This is a genomic window from Leisingera sp. M527 (assembly GCF_025141525.1).
GTDB lineage: Bacteria > Pseudomonadota > Alphaproteobacteria > Rhodobacterales > Rhodobacteraceae > Leisingera.
Genome location: NZ_CP081037.1, coordinates 454,798 through 474,836, shown reverse-complemented (window position 1 = coordinate 474,836; position 20,039 = coordinate 454,798). Strand labels below are relative to the sequence as shown.

Here is a 20,039-nt window from a genome sequence, read left to right as displayed (position 1 = left end):
GCTTCTTTCTGGGAGAAATACCCCCGCCGGAGGCAACGGCGCGCGCCAGCGCGGCGCCACGCCCAACCCCAAGCGGAGCGCGCTAGCGGTCCAGCGCGGGGGCGGGAGGCCGCCGGTCAGGTATCTGCTCAGCGGTCATCGCCGCCCGGGCCGCCCATCTCGTCCAGAAGATCTTCGTCAATCGCCGCCTGCACTGCCCCGGCGGCAGCCTCCTTCTGTTTTGGCGTCATCTCTTCGGCCTGGTCCGGCGCCATCCGCACAGTGACCTCACGATGGGCAAATCTGATGCCCTCGCGGGCAAACAATTCACGGATCTCCTGGTACACCCGTTTGCGGACAATCCACTGATCCCCCGGTTTGGTCATGAATTTCACGCGAATGATCATCGCTGAATCCTGCATCTCGATCACACCCTGGGACTTCAGCGGCTGGATAAATGTATGTCCGACGACCGGATCATCCATCAGCTTTTGGCCAAGCTTCTTGATCAGCTTGCGAACCTTCTCCACGTCAGTGTCATAGGTGACGCGCATCGGCAGCTTCATCATCACCCAATCACGCGAGTAATTGGTCAGAACCTTGATCTCGCCAAAGGGGATCGTGTGCAGCGCACCGAGGTGATGGCGCAGCTGGAAAGACCGCACCGAGATCTTCTCGACCGTGCCCTTAACGTCGCCGATGTCGATGTACTCGCCCTTGCGGAAGGCATCATCGATCAAGAAAAAGGCGCCAGAGAAAATATCCCGCACCAGCGTCTGCGAACCAAAGCCAACCGCAAGGCCGACAACACCGGCACCGGCGAACAGCGGGCTGACATTGATACCCAGTTCCAGCAGCACGATCAGCACGATCGAGACCAGCACAACCGCCAGGATCGTGCCCCGGAACAAGGGCAGCAAAGTAGCCAGGCGGCTGGCCCCCCCGGCACCGCCTTCATCACCCAGCTCAGCCTCCGAAACATCGCCGGTTTCCTCATCGATCTTGCTGTCGATCCAGATCCGGAACAGGTGATAGACGATATAGCCGATGAACAGGATCACCGTCACATCGATCACCCGTTCAGCCGCAGTGGTTTCGGTCCATTGGGCGTCCGGGTTCCAGACGATCACCAGTGAATAGGCCCCGACGACAAAGGCCAGAATGCCTGCCACTCTGCGGGCAAGATCCTGGTACGTGCCAATCGGGTGTCTTGCGGCCAGTGCATCTGCGGCTTCCGCATCGGTTTCCGCCTCATCCGGAACAGCCTCTTCACCCGGTTGCTCAGAAATACCCTCCGCTTCCGTGGCGGCTCCCTCCGGCCCGGTTGCCGCCATAGCAGCCTGCATTCGCCGGGTGCGGCTGAAATAGCGTTCGATGAAGTAGTTGATCGCCCCATAGACAATCAGGATCGTGGTCAGAACAAAATAGCTGCCCGCCATCAACGGGATCGAGATATCCTTTTCCAGCACCAGGTCAAAGGCCAGCTTAAGCCAGCCAAATGCCATGTAAGCCATCAGAACCGGCGCCCAGGCAACTGCCAGAACACGCACCAGCAAGGAACATTTTTCCGGCACGCGACCGGCGCGGATGGCGTTGGAAATGGCACGCCCGCTGACCAGCACCATCAGCAGGTTGCCCAGCATCCCCACCAGCGCCAGAACTCCGTAAACCAGCGCGTAGACATTATAGTTCAGACCGAAATCGCCGACCCAGGTAGCAAACAGCGTCGAGGAGATGTCATAAGTCGCCAGCAGGGACGCCCAGATGTAAAGCCGCTTTGCATCCCGGTCTGAGAACACCGGTATCCGGTACTGGGCCAGGAACGGCGACAGCACCATCCGCCACAGATCGGACACCGTGCGGGCCAGGAAAAACGCCGTATAGACAGCCGTTGCCGTAAATTCGATTGAGGGGTCGCCCGAAGCGCCGAAGATCAGATAGGAAATCAGGGCCGCAAAAACCATCGCGAAAACGGTGCCCCCGACCCCCATCAGGAAGCGGTACACGAGGAATGGCATCTTTTCCTGATAGCCTTCCGGGTTGGCCTGGATCCGTGCGACCACAAAACGCTTGGCGATGCGCTTGCCGTAAATCTCTGTCGACAGCCAGCGCCCGATCAGCAGGAACAAAACACTCCAGCCCAGCACTTCGGCATAGGTCATGATGCGGCCGTCCGGGCTGGTTTGGCGCAGAATGTACTGCATCTCAAAAATTGAATAGGGCAGCGCCTCAAGCCGGCTGTTCAGCTCTGCCCGAAAGGCGGCAACCCTGGACTGCGCTTTCATCAGCGCCGAAGGCTGCTCCATCGTGTCTGATGCAGGATGGTCCGCTTCCTGCTCCTCGTCCGGCGGCGCGTTCAGCAACTGGCCGCTGCTGTCCACCACGACCACACTGACACCGCTTTGCGCCGCCTGTTCGATCGCACGGGACAGTGTATCGGCTCCGTTCGCTTCACTTTCCTGCGCGCCGGCGTGAGCGGCCAGGCCAAAACTCAGCAGGCCGCAAATGAGAACCCGGAACAAAACGTGCAGCATGACCGCCTATCCTTTTGGAAACTTGCGTCAAATTAACCACGCAGCAGAGCGTTGCGCAAATGGCGCGGACGCAATTTCCTGTGCGGCAGGCAACAAAGGCGCATGATTGCATGCACACAGGCTCCGGGCTATACCAATTCATATACCCGCCCCTTGGGCGGACTGCTGCAGAGCCTGGGCTGGCAAACACCCTCCGGGCTTGAGCGGCAGCAAAAGCAAACACTGACCGTGCCCCCGCCGCAACCGGCTTCAGGGGCGCGCAAACTGAGGCGGAAGATGGCGGAGCACACGAGCACGCGCCCGGGGACGAGCGGCAAAACCGGCTGGCCTGGTTCCTGCGCCGCCGGTCCCGGATTTCAGCCATCCGCCGCCCGGCAACCCGATCAGGCAATTCAATGACGACCGCAAGCACCACACCGGCAGCGGCGGGCACCGGCGCCCGCGGGCCGCGGATCATGTTCTACAGCCATGACACTTTCGGACTGGGGCATCTGCGCCGTTCACGTGCGCTGGCAGGTGCGCTCACCTCTGCCAACCCCGACGCCTCGGCGCTGATCCTGACGGGTTCACCGGTTGCGGGGCGGTTTTCCTTCCCGACCCGGGTCGATCATGTCCGCCTGCCGGGTGTGATCAAGCGTACCGACGGCTCTTATGCCTCGCGCACCATGGGCATGAGCATCGAAGAAACTGCTGATCTGCGCGCTGCGCTGATCCGCTCCACAGTGGAGCAATACGACCCTGATGTGCTGGTGGCCGACAAGGAACCCACCGGCTTTCGCGGTGAGCTGATGCCGGCGTTGGACCTGCTGAAATCGCGGGGCCGCTGCAAGATGGTGCTGGGCCTGCGCGATGTGCTGGACGAGCCCGAGGTGCTGGCCGCCGAATGGGAACGCAAGCACGCGGTTGAGGCCACTCGCGATTTCTATGATGAGATTTGGGTCTACGGGCCGCGGTCCGTGTACGATCCGACGGCGGGGCTGCCCTTCACCCCGCAGATGCAGGCCCGGATGCATTGGACCGGCTACCTGCGCCGCGATCTTGGCCAGGTGGGGGAACCGCCCGAACAGCCCTATCTGCTGGTCACCCCTGGCGGCGGCGGCGATGGCGAGATGATGGTGGACCTGGTGCTGTCGGCCTATGAAGCCGACGCGGAGCTTTCCCCGCGCGCCGTGCTTGTCTATGGCCCTTTCCTGTCCGGGGAAACCCGCGAGGATTTCGAGGAGCGTGTCGCCCGGTTGAATGGCAGGGTTACCGCTGTTGGCTTTGAATCACAGATCGAAACCCTGTTTGCCGGCGCCCAAGGGGTGGTCTGCATGGGCGGCTATAATACCTTCTGCGAGGTCTTGTCCTTTGACAAACCCGCCGTGATCGTGCCCCGCACCACGCCGCGGCTGGAGCAATGGATCCGCGCCAGCCGGGCCGAGGAAATCGGCCTTACCACCATGCTGGACGAAACCCGTGACGGCTGGACACCCCCATCCCTGGCCAAGGCGATCCGCGCGCTGGCCACCCAGCCGCCGCCCTCTGCCGCCGGGTCTGAGGGGCTGCTGGACGGGCTCGACTACGTGACCGGCCGGGTTGCCGCGCTGCTGCAGGACACCCGGAAAGAGGCCGCTGAATGACCCTTGCCCGTCCGCCCCTTGCGGTGGTGGTCAAGGGCTGGCCGCGGCTGTCCGAAACCTTCATTGCACAGGAACTGGTTGCCCTGGAGGCCGCCGGCCACGCGTTTGAGATCTGGTCGCTGCGCCACCCCACCGACATCAAGCGGCACCCGCTGCATGCGCAGTTGCAGGCGCACGTGAACTACCTTCCCGAATACCTCCATGATGAGCCGGAGCGGGTCTGGCGCGCACGCACGATGGCGCAACACCTGCCCGGCTATGCTGAGGCCTACCGCATCTGGCGCGCCGATCTGCGCCGTGATCTGACACCCAACCGCATCCGCCGCTTTGGCCAGGCCTGTGTGCTGGCCGCGGAAATGCCCGCGGAAGTGCTGGGGCTTTACGCCCACTTCCTGCACACGCCGTCCTCCGTTGCGCGTTATGCCGCGATCATGCGCGGGCTGCCGTGGAGCTTTTCAGCCCACGCCAAGGACATTTGGACCTCGCCCGATTGGGAGCTTAAGGAAAAGCTCTCCGCCGCCCACCACGGCGCGGCCTTCGGCGCCACCTGCACCGGCTTTGGCGCCAAACACTTGCAACAGATGGCCGATACGCCCGACAGGGTTGATCTGATTTACCACGGGCTGGATTTGTCGCGGTTCCCCGCCCCCCCTGAACGCGGTCTGCGCCAGCCGCAGGATCCGATCCAGTTCATGTCAGTGGGGCGTCTGGTCGAGAAAAAAGGCTTTGACCGGCTGATCGCCGCCATGGCTCTGCTGCCTGCGGGGCTTGATTGGCACTGGACCCATATCGGCGGTGGCGGATTGGGCGAATTGCTGCAGGGCATGGCTGAGGATGCGGGCATTGCCAGCCGCATCACCTGGCGCGGCGCCTGCGACCAGCCCGAGGTGATTGAGGCGATGCGCCGCTCGGATCTGTTTGTGCTCCCCAGCCGGGTGGCTGCGGACGGCGACCGCGACGGGCTGCCCAATGTGCTGATGGAGGCCGCCTCGCAATCCCTGCCAATCCTGTCGACGCCGGTTTCTGCGATCCCCGAGTTCATCACTCATGGAACCCATGGTCTGCTGAGCGAGGACCGCCCCGAGGCGCTGGCCGAAACCCTGCTGTATGCTGCCCGGCACCCGCAACGGCTGACAGAAATGGCCGGCGCAGCACTTACCCGCCTGCGCACTGATTTCGGCATGGATCCCGGCATCGCCCAGCTGTCCAGGCGGCTGCATGCCATGCTGCAAGGAAGCTGACCGGCCATGCAGCCGGGAGCCGGAAAGCGGGTTGCCTTCTACGCACCGATGAAGCCGCCGCATCACCCGGTGCCCTCCGGCGACCGCGAGATTGCCCGCAACCTGATGGAGCTGCTCACCGCCAGCGGTGCGGCGGTGCAGCTGGTTTCAGACTTGCGGATCTATGACAAGACCGGCGACGCGGCGCTGCAGGCAAGCCTGCGCAATCAGGCCGAGGCCGAGGCTGAAAGACTGATCCGTTGCATGCCCGCCGCGGACCTCTGGGTCAGCTATCACAACTATTACAAGGCGCCAGATCTGATCGGCCCTGCCGTCGCCCGCGCCAGCGGCATTCCTTATGTGCAAATCGAATCCACCCGCGCCAAGAAACGCCTGACCGGGCGATGGGCCGGATTTGCCATAGCTGCTCACGCCGCTGCCGACGCTGCCGCGGCGATCTTCTACTTCACCGAGCAGGACCATTTTGCATTGAACCGCGACCGCTGCGGCGCACAGGCTGTGGCCCATCTGCCCCCCTTCCTGCCGCTGGATCAGCTGCCCGAAGCCTCGTCGCTGGACGGCCCGATGCTGACCGCAGGCATGATGCGTCAGGGTGACAAGCTGGCCTCTTACCAAATCATCTCGGAAATGCTGTCTCATCTGCCTGGCGATTGGCGGCTGGACATTGCCGGCGACGGCCCCGCCCGCAGCGAGGTCGAAGCACTGATGGCCCCTTACGGACACAAAGTGCGCTTCCTCGGCCAGCTTTCCCGCGAGGAGCTGGCAGCCGCCTATGGCAACGCCAGCCTGTTCCTTTGGCCGGGCGTGAACGAAGCTTTTGGCATGGTTTACCTGGAAGCCCAGGCCCATGGTCTGCCCATCGCAGCCCAGGACCGGCCCGGCGTGCGGGATGTGCTGCTGCCCGCTGGCTATCCCGCTCCGGATCAGGGGGCCGAGGCTCTTGCAGGTTTTACCGCGGTCTTGCTTGCAAACCCCGAACTGCGCGTTGAGTCTGGCAAGGATGCACGTGACCTCATTTCTTCCCGCCACCTTGCCCCCGCCGCCGCCCGGCAGTTCTGGGCAACCGTTCTGCCGCTGATGGAGACCCGCGTATGATCCGCCTCGCCCTTTTGCGTCATGGCCACACTGCCTGGAACCGCGCCGGCCGCATCCAGGGCCGCAGTGACATCCCGCTGGATGATCAGGCCCGCGAAGAGCTGCGCGGCTACGCCCTGCCCGCTGACTGGCCGCAGGCCGACCTCTGGTCCAGCCCGCTGATGCGCGCAGCGGAAACCGCAGAACTTGTTGCAGGCCGCGCACCCAGCACCGCACATGAACTGACCGAAATGAACTGGGGCAACTGGGAGGGGCTGCAGGGGCAGGACCTGAAGGCCGACCCAGCCAGCGGTTTCCGCGATATCGAGAACTGGGGCTGGCACTACCGCCCGCCCGGTGGTGAAACCCCTGCCGAGGTCTGGACCCGTATTGAACCCTGGCTGCGCAGTCTGACGCGGGATACAGTGGCGGTCTGCCATATCGGCATCATGCGGATGATCCTGGCACGTGCACATGGTTGGGACTTCAATGGCCCTGCCCCCTTCCGCATCAAACGCAACCGGCTGTTTGTGGTGGAAATCAGCGGCGCCGCCCTTATGCCTTGGCCCGAACCGGTCCGGCTGATCCGCAAGGCCGCGCCATGAAGGTTCTGATCGCCGTCACCCATTTGCTTGGCACCGGCCATCTGGCCCGTGCACTGACATTGGCCCGCGCTTTCACCGCTGCCAGCCATCAGGTTCAGGTGGTTTCCGGTGGCTTCCCTGCCCCGCAGCTGGACACGGACGGGATCGGGCTGATCCAGCTGCCACCGCTGCGTTCCGATGGAGTGGATTTCACCCGTCTGCTGTCAGAGGACGGAAGGCTGGCGGATGCGGCCTATCTGCTCCGGCGCCAAGATGTTCTTTGTGCCGCTCTGAACGACATGCAGCCCGATGTGCTGATTACCGAACTTTACCCCTTTGGCCGCCGCTCGCTGCGCAAGGAGTTCCTGGCGCTGCTTGATGCCGCACATGCGTTGCCCCGGCGGCCGGCGATCCTGTCCTCAATTCGTGACATTCTCGCCCCGCCCTCCAAACCCGAAAAAGCGGACAAAGCCGATGCCGTGATCGCCCAATTTTATGATGCGGTGCTGATCCACTCCGACCCCGCAGCAACAAAGCTCGAGGCCAGCTGGCCGGTCAGCCGCATGCTTGCGGGCAAGCTGCGTTATACCGGTTACGTTGCCCCTCCTGCTGCCGGCCCGCATCCGTCACAGGCAGGATCAGGCGAGGTGCTGGTCAGTGCTGGCGGCGGCAGCGTGGGCACGCCGCTATACCAGGCAGCACTTGACGCGGCAAAGCTGATGCCGGACACGCATTGGCGGCTGCTGGTTGGCGGATCAGACGCTGCAGCGCGCATCGCGGATTTTGCCAAGGCAGGCTCCCCCGCCCTGCTGGAACCAGCGCGCAAGGATTTCCGCCAAATGCTCTCCCATGCCGCGGCCTCGGTCAGCATGTGCGGCTACAACACTGCTCTGGACCTGCTGCAAGCCGGTACGCCTGCGGTGCTAATCCCATTTGATGCCGGGAATGAAACCGAGCAAGGCCTGCGCGCTGCCAGCCTTGCGCCCCTGAACGGCGTCCAAGTGGTCAAAACCGCAGATCTCTCAGCCAGGACGCTATGCGCTGCGGTCAAGGCGGTATTGCACGCACCGCCGCGGGTTGCAGGCGGTTTCAGGTTTGACGGCGCCGCCCGGAGTGTGGAGATTGCCGCAGAACTTGCGGGAGGGCGCGAATGACACCGGATTGGAGCGGGCTGAACCGGGAACTGGAGCACTGGCAGACGGCAGGATTGACTCTGCCTTTGTGGTGGCGGGATGATGACGCGATGTCCCATTCAACCGAGCTGGAGCGTTTGGCAGCACTGTCTGCGGACCTGGACCTGCCGGTGCATCTCGCGGTTATCCCGCATGGCGTCACCCCGGACCTTGGCCGTTTCGTTGCAGATCATCCGCAACTGATCCCGGTGGTGCATGGCTGGGCGCATCAGAACCACGCACCCGCCGGCGAGAAGAAAGCCGAGTTCGGTGCCCACCGCCCGCTGGAGGAACTGCTGGACGATGCCGAGCGCGGCCTGATCTCTCTGCAAGGGATATTCGGCACCAGCCTGCGCCCTATGTTCGTGCCCCCCTGGAACCGGATCTCTCCGGAAATACTGACATGGCTGGCGGGTACCGGTTTCACGGCAGTTTCCACTTTTACACCACGCAAAAGCGCCAAACCCGCCTCCGGCCTGCTGCGGGTGAACACCCACCTGGATCCCATCGACTGGAAAGGCACCCGCAGCTTGCTGCCACCGGAGCAGCTGATTGCACAGGTAACAGGCCAGCTCCGCGATCGCCGACAGGGGGATGCCGACAATGCAGAACCTTACGGCCTGCTTACCCACCACCTGGTGCATGACGAGGCGGTCTGGGATTTTACCGCCGCTCTTGCACGCCGCCTGCTGGATGGACCGGCAGAGGCCTGGATCTATGACGAAAGGATGTCCTGAATGAGCCGTCTTGATTCCATGCTACGCCGCCTCACCGCCCAGCGCGACGGGCTGAACTGGGCCGCAGATCAAGTCACCCCGCTGGGCGGCGATGTGCTGGACATGGGGCTTGGCAACGGCCGCACCTATGATCACCTGCGTGAAACGCTGCCCAGCCGGCGGATCTGGGTCATTGACCGGTTGCTGCAATGCCATCCCTCCTGCGTGCCGCCGGAGCAGGATTTCCTGCAAGGCGAGGCAAAACCAATGCTGGAACGGCTGGCAGCCGAGGGGCGCAAGATCGCCTTGGCGCATTATGACTTCGGCTTCGGGATCAAGGAAAAGGATGTCGCCGAAGCCGCCGCCCTCTCACCCGTCATTGCGCAGGTCATGGTCCCTGGCGGCATCATCGTCTCCGGCCAGCCGCTGGTTGGTTTTGAAGAACTGGACGGCCCGGACGGCATCCAGCCTGGGCGCTATATGTTCTACCGGGCCGGCTGATCCCGGTCACCGCCCGGCCCGGAAGGCCGGGCAGCGCACGCCCCCGCCCCAAGAGGGCGGGCGCTCCTCCCGCTGCCGGCTTTTGGGCCGCTCAGGCCACACGCTCCCCGCGCGACCAGACACCGCGCAGTACAGGCGCGCCAGCTTTCAGCCGGAACCGGATCAGATCGGCTCGCTTGCCGGTTTCCAGCCGCCCGCGATCACCCAGCGCAACAGCATCTGCCGGCGCATGGGTTACCGTGCCCAGGCCGCGCGCCATGTCACCCCACAGCTCGCCCAGCTGGACTGCCGCCATCAGCAAGGCTGCAGGGACATAGTCTGACGAAAGAATGTCCAGCAGCTCCAGCTCCGCCAGCTCATGCGCTGCCACATTGCCGGAATGCGAGCCGCCGCGGATCAGGTTCGGCGCCCCCATCATCACTTTGATCCCGTGACCATGACAGGCCTGTGCCGCCTCTATCGTTGTCGGAAATTCCGCCAGGCTGATGCCATGCCGGGCTGATACAGCCACTTGATCCGCTGTGGTGTCGTCATGACTGGCCAGCACCGCACCGAACCGCCTGGCGGCTTTCACCGCCTCAGCTTCATGCACGTCGCCGTAGGTATCGCGCAGATCTTTCAGATGCGCGACATGGGCCTGAAAAGCCGCATCATCAAACCCATGCTTTCCCTTCACGTATTGCTCAAGCTTTGCAATATCGCGGAACTGCCGCTGGCCCGGCGTATGGTCCATCAGCGACACCAGCCCTACACGGTCCGCATCCCCAAACGCATTCAGTTCATCAAGCAGCGTATCGCTGCAAATTTCGGCCCGCAGATGCAGAAAATGCGAGATCTTCAGCGCGTTCGCAGCCCGCAACTCCAGCAGTTCGGAGGCCAGCTGCCTGGCATAGGCGCCATAGCGGCTTTCCCTGCGGCTGATCGACCCCACGCGCATGGCATCAAACACCGTGGTAATCCCTGTGCCTGCCAGTTCCGCATCATGGGCGATGATCGCGTTGGCATGCGGCCAGTCCACCTTGGGCCGTGGCTGGATGTGGCGTTCCAGATTATCGGTGTGCAGCTCCACCAGCCCCGGGCAGACACAGTCGCCCTCGCAATCAATTGCGCCTGCCGGAACCGAAGCCCCATCTGCGATATCAGTGATTTCACCACCCGCGATCTTAACACTGCCGGTCCGGGTCTCGCCCGGCAGCACCAGTGTGGCATTGGCAAGGATCAAGTCTTCTGTCATCTGAACTTCACATCTTTCAAGCTATGGAAGGCCACGTTTAGGAGGCCAATGTGACATTCACGCGATACGCGATCTATTACGCCCCGCCTGCCGAGGCAGCATGGAGCCGCTTTGCCGCCGGCTGGCTGGGCTGGGACATGGAAGCGGGTCTGGATCTGTCCCACCCGCAGGTTCACGGGCTGGATGTGGCGGCAATCACCGATGTGCCGCGCAAATACGGGCTGCACGCCACCCTGAAGCCTCCGATGCGTCTCGCCGGGGGGCAGACCCGATCGGCGCTTGAAGACGCCTGCGCGGCGCTGGCTGCCACGCAGAAACCGGTCACGCTCGACGGTCTGCAGCTGGCCCGGTTGGGCCGTTTCCTGGCCCTGCGCCCTGCCGGGGACGAAACCGCGCTGAAGGCGCTGGCCGCCGCCTGCGTGACAGAGCTTGACCCGTTCCGCGCGCCTGCGTCCCAAGCTGAGCTGGAACGCCGCCGCGGCGCGGGGCTGCCCCCGGAGCAGGACGCAAACCTCAGCCGCTGGGGCTACCCTTATGTCCTGGACCAGTTCCGCTTTCATATCACCTTGACCGGCAAACTGCCCAAACCGCAGCTGCCTGCGGTGCAAGACGCGCTCGGCACGCATCTCCTCCCGCTGCTGCCAGCCCCCTTCGTGATCCGGGATCTGACGCTGGTGGGCGAGGCGCCGGATGGCCGGTTCCACCTGATCCATCGCTACCCCCTTTCCGGCTGAATGGCGGCCAGCGCGGCCTGCACCGCCACGCTCAGCGCACCGCTGTTGTCAATCTCATGCACACGGGCCAGCTCGTCGGGAAGCGGGTTGGCAGCGCGCGTCAGACGGCGCCGTACCTCTTGCGCATCTTCCCGCCCTCGTGCCAGCAGACGCTCTGCCAAAACCTCAGGCGCAGCGGTCACTGACAACACGATGAAATCCCCGAACACCTCCTGCGCCTCCAGCAGCACGGCACGCGAAAGGTTCACCAGTACGCCCCCCGATCCCTCCCGCAGCATTTCAATGTCGCGTGGAATGCCATAGTGCAGCCCGTGTGCCTGCCAGTGCAGGGCAAAGACCCCATTTTCTGCCAACGCCGAAAACTCAGGTTCCGTCACCGCCTGGTAATCCTCTCCGCCCGCCTCTGGCGCGCGGGTGATAACCCGGCGCATCAGCCGCAGCTGCGGGCCGGATACCGCCAACGCCGACATCAGGCTGTCCTTGCCGGCACCAGAAGGGCCGACCACGGCAATAACCGGTCCCTTGCCAGCTGCCCCGTTCATGCCGCGGCCTGCGGAGCAAATTTCGAGACATCCGCAAACCGGTCGCAGACCTGCGCACGCGCCGCCTCATCATGGAAGATACCGATGATCGCCGCGCCCCGCGCCTTGGCCCGGTCAATCAGGTCCAGCACGGTGGCGCGGTTCCTGGCATCAAGGCTCGCGGTCGGCTCATCCAGCAGCAGCGCCGGATAGCCGTAGGCAAAGCCGCGGGCGATATTCACCCGCTGCTGCTCCCCGCCCGAAAATGTGGTCGGGCTAAGGCTCCACAGCCGTTCCGGAATGTTCAGCTGCGCCAGCAGCGAGGCCGCCGTATCACGCGCCTGTTCCAGTGGCGTACCAACCGCAAGCAGCGGCTCAGCCACTACATCCAGCGCCGGGACCCGCGGCACCACACGCAGGAACTGGCTGACATATCCCAGGGTCTCGCGGCGCAACGCCAGGATCTCACGCGGCGCGGCTTTGGCAACATCCACCCCGCCGACCATCACACTGCCGGACGCTGCCAGATAGTTGCCATAGATCACCCGCATCAGGGTGGACTTCCCGGCCCCCGAGGCCCCAGTCAGGCCAACGCATTCACCCGGCTTTACACACAGCGTGGCGTTTTCCATCACCGGAATCACTGCGCTGCCCTGATTGTGCAGGGTGAAGCTCTTGCTCACATTATTCAGTTCAATCATCACCCTGCCCTCAGACTTGCAGCACGCTGGAGACCAGCAGCTGGGTATAGCCATGCTGGGGATCATCCAGCACCTGATCGGTCAACCCGGTTTCAACCACATGGCCGTCCTTCATCACCATCAGCCGGTCCGCCAAAAGGCGCACAACGGCTAGATCGTGGGTGACGATGATGGCGCTCAGCCCCATTTCCCGCACCAGCCCCCGCAACAAATCCAGCAATCGCGCCTGGACCGAAACATCAAGACCGCCGGTCGGTTCATCCATGAACACCAGCCGCGGACCCGTCACCAGATTGCGGGCAATCTGCAGCCGCTGCTGCATGCCACCGGAAAAGGCTGACGGGCGGTCATCAATGCGGCTTTCAGAAATCTCCACCCGGCCCAGCCAATCGGCGGCGCGTTCCCGGATCGCGCCATAATGGCGGTCCCCGACTGCCATCAGCCGTTCGCCGATGTTACCGCCCGCGCTGACAGACATGCGCAGCCCGTCGCGGGCGTGCTGATGCACAAAGGCCCAATCGGTGCGGCTGAGCATCCGGCGTTCCGGCTCGGACATGGTGACGGTATCCACCGGACCATCGCTGCGGGTGTCAAAGATCACTTCGCCCCGGTCCGGTACCAGATGACCCGCCAGGCTGTTCAGCAGGGTCGATTTACCCGAGCCGCTTTCGCCCACAATCCCCATCACTTCGCCGGGATAAAGATCAAAGCTCACATCCGTGCAGCCGATCCGTGCGCCATACATCTTGGCGATGTTCTTCACTTGCAGCAAAGGTGTCATCACGCTGCCTCCTCACTCAGGCGGCCGGTATGGCCTGCGCCGCGCCGCGAGCTGCAGTAATCAGTGTCGGAACAAACAAACATCCGGTTGCCCGCGTCATCCAGGATCACCTCGTCCAGATAGCTGTCCTCCGCGGCGCAAAGGTCGCAAGCGTGATCGGCCTTGCTGGCTTCAAACGGATAGTCCTCAAAATCCAAGCTCACGACCTTGGTGTACGGCGGCACCGCGTAAATGCGCTGCTCCCGGCCTGCGCCGAACAGCTGGATCGCAGCCATTTCCATCTTGGGATTGTCGAACTTCGGGATCGGCGAGGGATCCATCACATAGCGCCCTTCCACCTTGACCGGATAGGCATAGGCAGTGGCAATGGCACCGTGCTGGGAAATGTCCTCATACAGTTTCACATGCATCAGCCCGTATTCCTGCAAGGCATGCATTTTGCGGGTCTCGGTCTCGCGCGGCTCCAGAAACCGCAGCGGCTCCGGGATCGGCACCTGATAGACTAGGATCTGATCCTCGGTCAGTTCCGCCTCCGGAATCCGGTGGCGGGTCTGGATGATGCTAGCCTTCTCCGTCTCCTCGGTGGTCTCAACACCGGCCGTCTTTTCAAAGAATTTGCGGATCGAGACTGCGTTGGTGGTGTCGTCGGCCCCTTGGTCGATCACTTTCAGCGTGTCGTCCGGCGTCAGCGTGGCCGCCGAGACCTGCACGCCGCCGGTGCCCCAGCCATAAGGCATCGGCATTTCGCGGCTGGCAAAAGGCACCTGGTACCCCGGTACCGCCAGCCCTTTGAGGATCGCCCGGCGGATCATCCGCTTGGTCTGTTCGTCAAGATATGCAAAGTTGTAGTCGCCAGCTTCCGCCAGCCGTTGATTTGAAGTCATTTTCCACTCTCCCGGCACACGGAGGTATCCATGGATCCTGTGAGTTTTTGTTCTGGCCTGGCCATTGGTCTGGCGTTTCTCGGGGTCGCATATTTTCTTGGGCGCCGCAGCGCCGGAAAGGACAGTAGGTAAGTCATTCCGCGGCCTCCCGTTCCGTCAGCGTCTCAGCCAGCTCAGCAGCCTCGCGGCGCAGCTTGCGCACCAGCTCCAGCTCGGACTGGAAATCCACGTAGTGCGGCAGCTTGATGTGCTCCAGAAAACCGGTGGCCTGAATGTTGTCGGCATGGCTCAGGACAAATTCCTCATCCTGCGCGGCGGCGCCCAGGTTGTCCTCCCCCAGTTCCTCCCAGCGCAGCGCGCGGTCAACCAGCGCCATGGCGATGGATTTGCGCTCTGACTGGCCGAACACCAGACCATAGCCGCGGGTGAACTGCGGCGGCACCGTCTTGGACCCCTTGAACTGGTTCACCGTCTCGCATTCGGTCAGCTCCACCTCGCCGATCTCTATGGCAAAGCCCAACTCCGGGATCTTCATCTCCACCGGCACCGTGCCGATCCGCAGCTCGCCGACAAAAGCGTGGTTGCGCGCATAGCCGCGCTGGGTGGAGTACGCCATCCCAAGGATGAACCCTTCATCCCCGCGGGTCAGCGACTGCAACCGCACCGACCTGTTCGCCGGGAAGGACATCGGCTCGCGGGTCAGGTCGCCCGGCACCGAATCCGAGACCGGCTCGCGTTCAATAATGTCCTCACCTTGCAGAAACTCGCTGATATGCGGTGTCGCTTCCTTGCGCGGCTCTGCAACCGGTGCTTCGGGCACCTCACCATCTGCGGCCAGTTTGAAATCCAGCAGGCGATGGGTGTAGTCGAACGTCGGCCCCAGCACCTGCCCCCCCGGTGCATCTTTGAAAGTCGCGGAAATCCGGCGGTCGCAGGCCATCCCGCCGGTTTCCACCGGCAGCGTATAACCAAACCGCGGCAAGGTGGTGCGGTAGGCGCGGATCAAAAAGATCGCCTCGATCAGGTCGCCGCGCGATTGCTTGATCGCCAGTGCCGCCAGATCCGGATCGTACAGGGACCCTTCCGCCATCACCCGGTTCACCGCCAGACTGAGCTGTTCGCGGATCTGGTCAAGGGACAGCTCCGCCACATCCCTATCACCGCGGCGCTCCTCGGCAAGCCAGGCGTGGGCGTTGTCAATCGCCCGCTCGCCGCCTTTTACTGCAACATACATCGTTCAGGCCTCCGCGCTGATCTGGGTGGACCGGGGCAGCGCAGCCACCTGTGTCCCGCAGGTAAAAAAGAAGTCCACACCCAGCGGGTAAAGCATCGCGTTGTCCTGAAAGGCCGCCAAGCCTGGCAGCGCCATCTTTGCGGTATCCTTGATGCCGGGCCCGGACAGGACGGCATTGGGCGCGTCGAACCCCGGCACTTCCGCAATCAGGGTGGCAGAGCGATCCGGATACTCCGGCGTCCCAATGCGGAAGCGGTCAAGCGGCATCAGCGATGCCCAGCTGCCAAGGGCAAAATCCGCCTGTTCCGCCGCCACGATAGGCGCGCCAGTGTGAAATGCCAGCCAACCGCGCAAGGCTTCGCTGTCCACGTCCGGGGCCAGATAGACACCGGTTTCCGGGTCGCACAGGGTCAGCAGCAGGCTGCCTGCGGCAACCGAGACCCCGTGCGGCGGGGTGGCGCCGGTGATCTCTTCGATCCGGCCGGGACGTGCCATCGCATTCATCGCTGCGCGAAACGCTTGGGCCGAAACCACCGGCGGATTGCTGAAAGCGCCGGCATAGGCCGTGTTCTGAGGCTGCTGAGGCATCAGTCCTCTCCCCGCACCATTGTGAAAAACTCAACCTTGGTTGCCGCAGCCTTGGCAGCCCGGGCCGTCTTGCGGGCCTTGCGTTCGGCGGCCAGCGGTTCCAGCACTGCGGAACGCAGGCCCGCCGCCGCGCCGGTCTGCATCAACGCATCAATCTTGGCGGCCATTCCGGCCTTTGCTTTGCTGCGGCCCTGCACATAGCCGTGACCAACCGTTCCGTCCTCCAATGACAGCGCACAGCGGGTGACGGTCATCTCACCCAGGTTAAAGGGGGCGCCGGACCCGCCCATGCGGCCCCGGACCATAACGCCGCCCGCCTCTGGCGCGCGCAGCCAGTTGCAAGCCGGATCAGCCCCGTATTCTTGCCACAGCTCAGCGAGCCGGCCCTCGTCAGCAGAGGCCAGCAAGCTCATCCAGCCCTTGCGGTCTTCTACGGAAAAATTCGTGTTCATTTGTCTAAGCCTCTTGGCCAGGTTGTCTATATAAACTATACAACTAGACAAATGATACCTGAGTCGCCCCCGCAGGCGCAATCCAAGACTTGTGAAAGTTCCATGACATGGCCCGCACCCCCGTTTGGAAATCCATCGCCATTGCCCTGACGGATGACATCGCACAAGGCCGCTACGAGACCGGCGGCAAGCTGCCCGCCGAGGCGCAGCTGTCGGCCCGTTTCGGGGTGAACCGCCACACTGTGCGCCGGGCGCTGGCCGATATGGCGGAACAGGGCCTGGTGCACCCGCGCCGCGGCGCCGGGGTGTTCGTGGCGGCCAAGCCGACGGATTATCCAATTGGCAAGCGGGTGCGCTTTCATCAGAACCTGACGCGAGAGGGGCGCAGCCCCGCCAAACAGATCCTGATGCTGGAAACCCGCGCCGCGGCGCCCCGTGAAGCCAATGCGCTGCAGCTGGATCCCGGCGCCCAGGTGCATGTCTATGACGGGCTGTCCCTTGCTGACGGGCAGCCCATTGCCCTGTTTCAAAGCATCTTTCCCGCGGACCGGTTTCCGGGAATGCTGGGCGCGCTGGAAAACCTGCGCTCAGTCACCGCGGCATTGCAAGAACAGGGTGTTGAGGACTACACCCGCGCCGAAACCCGGATCACGGCCAAACTCGCCAACGCGACCCAGGCCCTGCATCTGAAGATAGCCGAAGGCAGCCCGATCCTGCGCACCACCGGCATCAATACAGATCCCGGGAACCGCCCCGTCGAGTTTGGCCGCACCTGGTTTGCCGGCGACCGGGTCACCCTGACTGTTGGCGGCGGGACCTGAAGCAAGAGGCTCCCGCCTGTTCCGGCGCATTTTGAAAATGCACCTCTCAGTTGGGCCGCGCACCGCGCTGGCGCGCGGTGCGCAACCGCTTCAGCCGCGACTGCGGTTTGTTCAATTGCAACGCCCCCTGCCGCGCACAGCGCGGCTGCCACGCCCAACCTTTGCAGGGTATCTTTGATACCCGGAATGGGCGGGAGCACCACCGCAATGGAACAGCCCCCTCAGACAGCAGAGGCTCAGCGGGCAGATCAAAAATCGCTACTGTTTGGCGTTGAACACAAACAGCGTCTCGCCATTGATCTGATAGTCATTGATCAGCTCTTGCGCCTTTTGCGAAACCAGCCAAGCCTCCAATTGCACCGCCAGGCTGTTCTTCACGTGACCATGTTTTTCCGGGTTCACCGGGATATAGGCGTATTGGTTGAACAGCACCGGATCGCCTGAAAACAGCAGCGCCAAGCCGCCTTTGTTGCCAAAGTTGAGCCAGCTTGCCCGGTCGGACATGATGTAACCGTCCATGCCCGATGCCGTATTCAGAGCAGCCCCCATTCCCGCACCAACCGCGCGGTACCAGTCGCCGAAACCTACAGGATCAAGGCCGGCCGAGGCCCACAGGCTCAGCTCTTTCTTATGCGTGCCGCTGTCATCGCCGCGGCTGACAAAGGCGGTCTCTGCCCCGGCAATCTTCTGCAACGCGTTTGCAGCATCCGCTGCGCCGGACACGCCGGCCGGATCCGCCTTTGGACCAATGATGACAAAATCATTATACATGATCTCGCGGCGGTGGGTGCCGTACCCGCCAGCCAGGAACGTCTCTTCGGCTCTCTTCGAATGCACCAGAATTGCATCCACGTCACCGGCTTCGCCCAGCCGAAGTGCCTGGCCGGTGCCAACAACCAAAAGCTGCACGTCCAGACCAAGATCGTTCTTGATCTCCGGCAGCAGGATCTCAGCCAGGCCGGAATTGTGGAAAGAAGTGGTCACCGCCATCTTCATCTCTTCCGCCAGCGTTGCCGTGGCCATTGCCATTGAGGCAACGGCAGCAATAATCAGATGTTTCATTCTACAATATCTCCGTTCAGAAATGCGCGTCCCTGAGGGGTTTCGGGTCCGGCAAAGAAATCTTTCGCCGGGCTGAATTCATGAATGCGGCCCTGCAGGACAAAGATCACCTCATCCGCCAGCCGCCGGGCCTGGCCCATATTGTGGGTGGACATCACCAGCCGCGTGCCGCTTTCCGATGCATGGGCCAGAATATCCTCAATCTCGCGGGTGGCGCGGCCGTCCAGCGCCGCGCAAGGCTCATCCAGGAACAAGACCTGCGGCTCGCCCACCAGGGCGCGCGCAAGAGCCAGCTTCTGCCGCTCACCGCCGGACAGCATAGTCGCTTGGCGCTCCAGGATTGCCCCCAGCCCCACCCGGCAGGCCCAATCCGCCGCCCGCGCACGCGCCTCTTTGCGGGCAAGGCCGGTCAGCCGCAGCGGATAGGCGATGTTCTCGATCACCGACCGCCGCATCATCACCGGGGTCTGGAACACAAATGCCTGGTGCTTTTGCGCCTCTTCCAGCGGGCAGGCCCAGTCCAGGCTGCCGCCGTTCATCCGCACAATGCCATGCAGCATCTTCAGCAGCGTTGTTTTGCCCGCCCCATTGGGGCCGATCACAATCGAGGTGCCCTGCCCGCCCAGTGTCAGATCCACCGGCCCGACCAAGATCTTGCTGCGGCGGCGCACCATGGCGCCCTTGGCAACCAGCGGAAACATCTGCATCACCAGCGCCCCTCGCTCTCCGTCCGGCCCAGCCAGTGGATCGCCAGGTTGACCGCAATCGCCAGCGCGATCAGCACAAAGCCCAACCCCAGCGCCATGGCAAACTCGCCCTTGCCGGTCTCCAGCGCAATCGCCGTGGTCAGCACCCGCGTTGCGTGGTCGATATTGCCGCCCACCACCATGATCGCGCCGACCTCACCAATCGCCCGGCCAAACCCAGCCAGCGCCGCGGTCAGCAGCGCCCGCCGCCCGTCCCACAGCAGCGCCTGAATACGCTGCAGCTGGGTTGCATTCATCGAGATCAAGAGATCGTGGTAATCGCTCCACAGTTCCCGCAAGGACTGATGCGCAACCGAGGCCACCAAGGGAACAACGATGATCACCTGCGCAATGATCATCGCCGTGGGCGTGAACAGCAGGCCAAAGACACCAAACGGCCCGGCCCGCGACAGGAACACATAGACCACCAGACCCACCACCACCGGCGGCAGCCCCATCAGCGCATTCAGCACCGCAATTGTGGCCCGTCGCAGCCGGAACCGGCGCACCGCCAGGAAAGCCGCCAAGGGCAGCGCAATGGCACAAGCAATGGCAAGCGCGGTCAGCGTCACCCGCAACGAACGCAGGGTGATCTCCACCAGATCCGCGTCCAGCGTCGCCAGCAGCCAAAAGGCCTGGCTCAGTCCTGCCCACAGATCATTCATCGCGTCCGGTCACTCTCCCAAAGGCCAACTGCCGGCCCGGTCTAACATGGCTTTGCGCGGCTCCAAATCACAGGAGAGGACGCCGGGACAGCCAAAAACGGCAAACCGGCTGGAAAATTCTGCCCCCGATACCCATCTGAGAAGTAACGGCTTCCCGAAGATGCCGCCTGTTAGCGCCAAATCACCGCTTTTG

21 protein-coding genes are annotated in these 20,039 nt (G+C 63.3%); 9 read left to right on the top strand and 12 right to left on the bottom strand.

The features are described from left to right. Positions 1-128 precede the first annotated feature (128 nt). Positions 129-2,513, bottom strand: coding sequence for a mechanosensitive ion channel family protein (locus tag K3555_RS02440; protein WP_260007257.1), 2,385 nt, complete (start codon positions 2,511-2,513; stop codon positions 129-131). Positions 2,514-2,908: 395 nt separating this feature from the next. Between K3555_RS02440 and K3555_RS02435 the strand changes: the two genes are divergently transcribed. Genes K3555_RS02435 through K3555_RS02405 form a run of 7 tightly spaced genes read left to right on the top strand, consistent with a single transcriptional unit; the run spans position 2,909 to position 9,423 of the window. Beyond that, on the top strand, positions 2,909-4,135 hold the full coding sequence (locus K3555_RS02435) for a glycosyltransferase family protein (RefSeq protein ID WP_259989747.1): 1,227 nt from the start codon (positions 2,909-2,911) through the stop codon (positions 4,133-4,135). Further along, positions 4,132-5,376 carry a glycosyltransferase family 4 protein gene (locus K3555_RS02430; protein ID WP_260007256.1) on the top strand — a complete coding sequence of 415 codons (1,245 nt, stop codon included), beginning with the start codon at positions 4,132-4,134 and terminating at the stop codon, positions 5,374-5,376. Before K3555_RS02435 ends, K3555_RS02430 begins: the two co-directional genes overlap by 4 nt. A 6-nt stretch (positions 5,377-5,382) precedes the next feature. Beyond that, positions 5,383-6,471, top strand: a complete 1,089-nt coding sequence (locus K3555_RS02425; RefSeq protein ID WP_260007254.1) for a glycosyltransferase family 4 protein — start codon at positions 5,383-5,385, stop codon at positions 6,469-6,471. Then, positions 6,468-7,055: a histidine phosphatase family protein gene (locus tag K3555_RS02420; protein WP_260007253.1), complete on the top strand. Its 588-nt coding sequence runs from the start codon at positions 6,468-6,470 to the stop codon at positions 7,053-7,055. The genes K3555_RS02425 and K3555_RS02420 overlap by 4 nt, the downstream gene beginning before the upstream one ends. Further along, complete coding sequence (locus K3555_RS02415; protein WP_260007252.1) at positions 7,052-8,188, top strand: glycosyltransferase family protein; 1,137 nt, start codon at positions 7,052-7,054, stop codon at positions 8,186-8,188. Before K3555_RS02420 ends, K3555_RS02415 begins: the two co-directional genes overlap by 4 nt. After that, positions 8,185-8,943 carry a polysaccharide deacetylase family protein gene (locus K3555_RS02410; protein WP_260007250.1) on the top strand — a complete coding sequence of 253 codons (759 nt, stop codon included), beginning with the start codon at positions 8,185-8,187 and terminating at the stop codon, positions 8,941-8,943. Before K3555_RS02415 ends, K3555_RS02410 begins: the two co-directional genes overlap by 4 nt. Further along, positions 8,944-9,423, top strand: a complete 480-nt coding sequence (locus K3555_RS02405) for a class I SAM-dependent methyltransferase (RefSeq protein WP_260007249.1) — start codon at positions 8,944-8,946, stop codon at positions 9,421-9,423. Between the two features lie 91 nt (positions 9,424-9,514). On the opposite strand, the gene K3555_RS02400 is transcribed toward K3555_RS02405, so the two are convergent. Next, positions 9,515-10,657, bottom strand: a complete 1,143-nt coding sequence (locus K3555_RS02400; RefSeq protein ID WP_260007248.1) for an alpha-D-ribose 1-methylphosphonate 5-triphosphate diphosphatase — start codon at positions 10,655-10,657, stop codon at positions 9,515-9,517. A gap of 50 nt (positions 10,658-10,707) precedes the next feature. Between K3555_RS02400 and K3555_RS02395 the strand changes: the two genes are divergently transcribed. Next, positions 10,708-11,391: a DUF1045 domain-containing protein gene (locus K3555_RS02395; protein ID WP_260007247.1), complete on the top strand. Its 684-nt coding sequence runs from the start codon at positions 10,708-10,710 to the stop codon at positions 11,389-11,391. Here the strand turns inward: K3555_RS02395 and phnN are convergent. The 7 genes from phnN to phnG form a co-directional block, all read right to left on the bottom strand. Further along, positions 11,373-11,933, bottom strand: a complete 561-nt coding sequence (gene phnN / locus K3555_RS02390) for a phosphonate metabolism protein/1,5-bisphosphokinase (PRPP-forming) PhnN (protein ID WP_260007246.1) — start codon at positions 11,931-11,933, stop codon at positions 11,373-11,375. The two genes, K3555_RS02395 and phnN, sit on opposite strands and share 19 nt — an antisense overlap. Next, positions 11,930-12,613, bottom strand: coding sequence for a phosphonate C-P lyase system protein PhnL (gene phnL / locus K3555_RS02385; RefSeq protein ID WP_260007245.1), 684 nt, complete (start codon positions 12,611-12,613; stop codon positions 11,930-11,932). Before phnL ends, phnN begins: the two co-directional genes overlap by 4 nt. Positions 12,614-12,623: 10 nt before the next feature. Further along, entirely contained in the window at positions 12,624-13,394 is a 771-nt protein-coding gene (phnK, locus tag K3555_RS02380; RefSeq protein WP_260007244.1) for a phosphonate C-P lyase system protein PhnK, read from the bottom strand. Next, a complete protein-coding gene (locus K3555_RS02375) occupies positions 13,394-14,278 on the bottom strand; it encodes an alpha-D-ribose 1-methylphosphonate 5-phosphate C-P-lyase PhnJ (protein ID WP_260007243.1) in 885 nt (294 codons plus the stop codon). Before K3555_RS02375 ends, phnK begins: the two co-directional genes overlap by 1 nt. A 133-nt stretch (positions 14,279-14,411) precedes the next feature. Further along, positions 14,412-15,512: a carbon-phosphorus lyase complex subunit PhnI gene (locus tag K3555_RS02370; RefSeq protein ID WP_260007242.1), complete on the bottom strand. Its 1,101-nt coding sequence runs from the start codon at positions 15,510-15,512 to the stop codon at positions 14,412-14,414. Between the two features lie 3 nt (positions 15,513-15,515). Next, the gene (gene phnH / locus K3555_RS02365) at positions 15,516-16,100 is read right to left on the bottom strand and encodes a phosphonate C-P lyase system protein PhnH (RefSeq protein WP_260007241.1); all 585 of its coding nucleotides are present in this window, start codon (positions 16,098-16,100) and stop codon (positions 15,516-15,518) included. Beyond that, positions 16,100-16,552: a phosphonate C-P lyase system protein PhnG gene (gene phnG / locus K3555_RS02360; protein WP_260007240.1), complete on the bottom strand. Its 453-nt coding sequence runs from the start codon at positions 16,550-16,552 to the stop codon at positions 16,100-16,102. The genes phnH and phnG overlap by 1 nt, the downstream gene beginning before the upstream one ends. Positions 16,553-16,659: 107 nt before the next feature. Here phnG and phnF point away from each other — a divergent pair, with 107 nt between their 5' ends. Beyond that, complete coding sequence (gene phnF, locus K3555_RS02355; RefSeq protein WP_260007239.1) at positions 16,660-17,373, top strand: phosphonate metabolism transcriptional regulator PhnF; 714 nt, start codon at positions 16,660-16,662, stop codon at positions 17,371-17,373. A 258-nt stretch (positions 17,374-17,631) separates the two neighbouring features. On the opposite strand, the gene K3555_RS02350 is transcribed toward phnF, so the two are convergent. The 3 genes from K3555_RS02350 to K3555_RS02340 are packed head-to-tail and all read right to left on the bottom strand — an operon-like array spanning position 17,632 to position 19,846. Then, positions 17,632-18,435: a substrate-binding domain-containing protein gene (locus tag K3555_RS02350; protein ID WP_260007238.1), complete on the bottom strand. Its 804-nt coding sequence runs from the start codon at positions 18,433-18,435 to the stop codon at positions 17,632-17,634. After that, positions 18,432-19,142: an ATP-binding cassette domain-containing protein gene (locus K3555_RS02345; protein WP_260007237.1), complete on the bottom strand. Its 711-nt coding sequence runs from the start codon at positions 19,140-19,142 to the stop codon at positions 18,432-18,434. Before K3555_RS02345 ends, K3555_RS02350 begins: the two co-directional genes overlap by 4 nt. Next, positions 19,142-19,846, bottom strand: coding sequence for an ABC transporter permease (locus K3555_RS02340; RefSeq protein WP_259989705.1), 705 nt, complete (start codon positions 19,844-19,846; stop codon positions 19,142-19,144). The genes K3555_RS02345 and K3555_RS02340 overlap by 1 nt, the downstream gene beginning before the upstream one ends. Between the last annotated feature and the right edge of the window lie 193 nt (positions 19,847-20,039).

Coding starts and splice junctions, on each gene's coding strand:
- K3555_RS02440 (WP_260007257.1), bottom strand. CDS start 2,513: ATGCTGCACGTTTTGTTCCGGGTTCTCATTTGCGGCCTGCTGAGTTTT.
- K3555_RS02435 (WP_259989747.1), top strand. CDS start 2,909: ATGACGACCGCAAGCACCACACCGGCAGCGGCGGGCACCGGCGCCCGC.
- K3555_RS02430 (WP_260007256.1), top strand. CDS start 4,132: ATGACCCTTGCCCGTCCGCCCCTTGCGGTGGTGGTCAAGGGCTGGCCG.
- K3555_RS02425 (WP_260007254.1), top strand. CDS start 5,383: ATGCAGCCGGGAGCCGGAAAGCGGGTTGCCTTCTACGCACCGATGAAG.
- K3555_RS02420 (WP_260007253.1), top strand. CDS start 6,468: ATGATCCGCCTCGCCCTTTTGCGTCATGGCCACACTGCCTGGAACCGC.
- K3555_RS02415 (WP_260007252.1), top strand. CDS start 7,052: ATGAAGGTTCTGATCGCCGTCACCCATTTGCTTGGCACCGGCCATCTG.
- K3555_RS02410 (WP_260007250.1), top strand. CDS start 8,185: ATGACACCGGATTGGAGCGGGCTGAACCGGGAACTGGAGCACTGGCAG.
- K3555_RS02405 (WP_260007249.1), top strand. CDS start 8,944: ATGAGCCGTCTTGATTCCATGCTACGCCGCCTCACCGCCCAGCGCGAC.
- K3555_RS02400 (WP_260007248.1), bottom strand. CDS start 10,657: ATGACAGAAGACTTGATCCTTGCCAATGCCACACTGGTGCTGCCGGGC.
- phnN (WP_260007246.1), bottom strand. CDS start 11,933: ATGAACGGGGCAGCTGGCAAGGGACCGGTTATTGCCGTGGTCGGCCCT.
- phnL (WP_260007245.1), bottom strand. CDS start 12,613: ATGATTGAACTGAATAATGTGAGCAAGAGCTTCACCCTGCACAATCAG.
- phnK (WP_260007244.1), bottom strand. CDS start 13,394: ATGACACCTTTGCTGCAAGTGAAGAACATCGCCAAGATGTATGGCGCA.
- K3555_RS02375 (WP_260007243.1), bottom strand. CDS start 14,278: ATGACTTCAAATCAACGGCTGGCGGAAGCTGGCGACTACAACTTTGCA.
- K3555_RS02370 (WP_260007242.1), bottom strand. CDS start 15,512: ATGTATGTTGCAGTAAAAGGCGGCGAGCGGGCGATTGACAACGCCCAC.
- phnH (WP_260007241.1), bottom strand. CDS start 16,100: ATGCCTCAGCAGCCTCAGAACACGGCCTATGCCGGCGCTTTCAGCAAT.
- phnG (WP_260007240.1), bottom strand. CDS start 16,552: ATGAACACGAATTTTTCCGTAGAAGACCGCAAGGGCTGGATGAGCTTG.
- phnF (WP_260007239.1), top strand. CDS start 16,660: ATGGCCCGCACCCCCGTTTGGAAATCCATCGCCATTGCCCTGACGGAT.
- K3555_RS02350 (WP_260007238.1), bottom strand. CDS start 18,435: ATGAAACATCTGATTATTGCTGCCGTTGCCTCAATGGCAATGGCCACG.
- K3555_RS02345 (WP_260007237.1), bottom strand. CDS start 19,142: ATGCAGATGTTTCCGCTGGTTGCCAAGGGCGCCATGGTGCGCCGCCGC.
- K3555_RS02340 (WP_259989705.1), bottom strand. CDS start 19,846: ATGAATGATCTGTGGGCAGGACTGAGCCAGGCCTTTTGGCTGCTGGCG.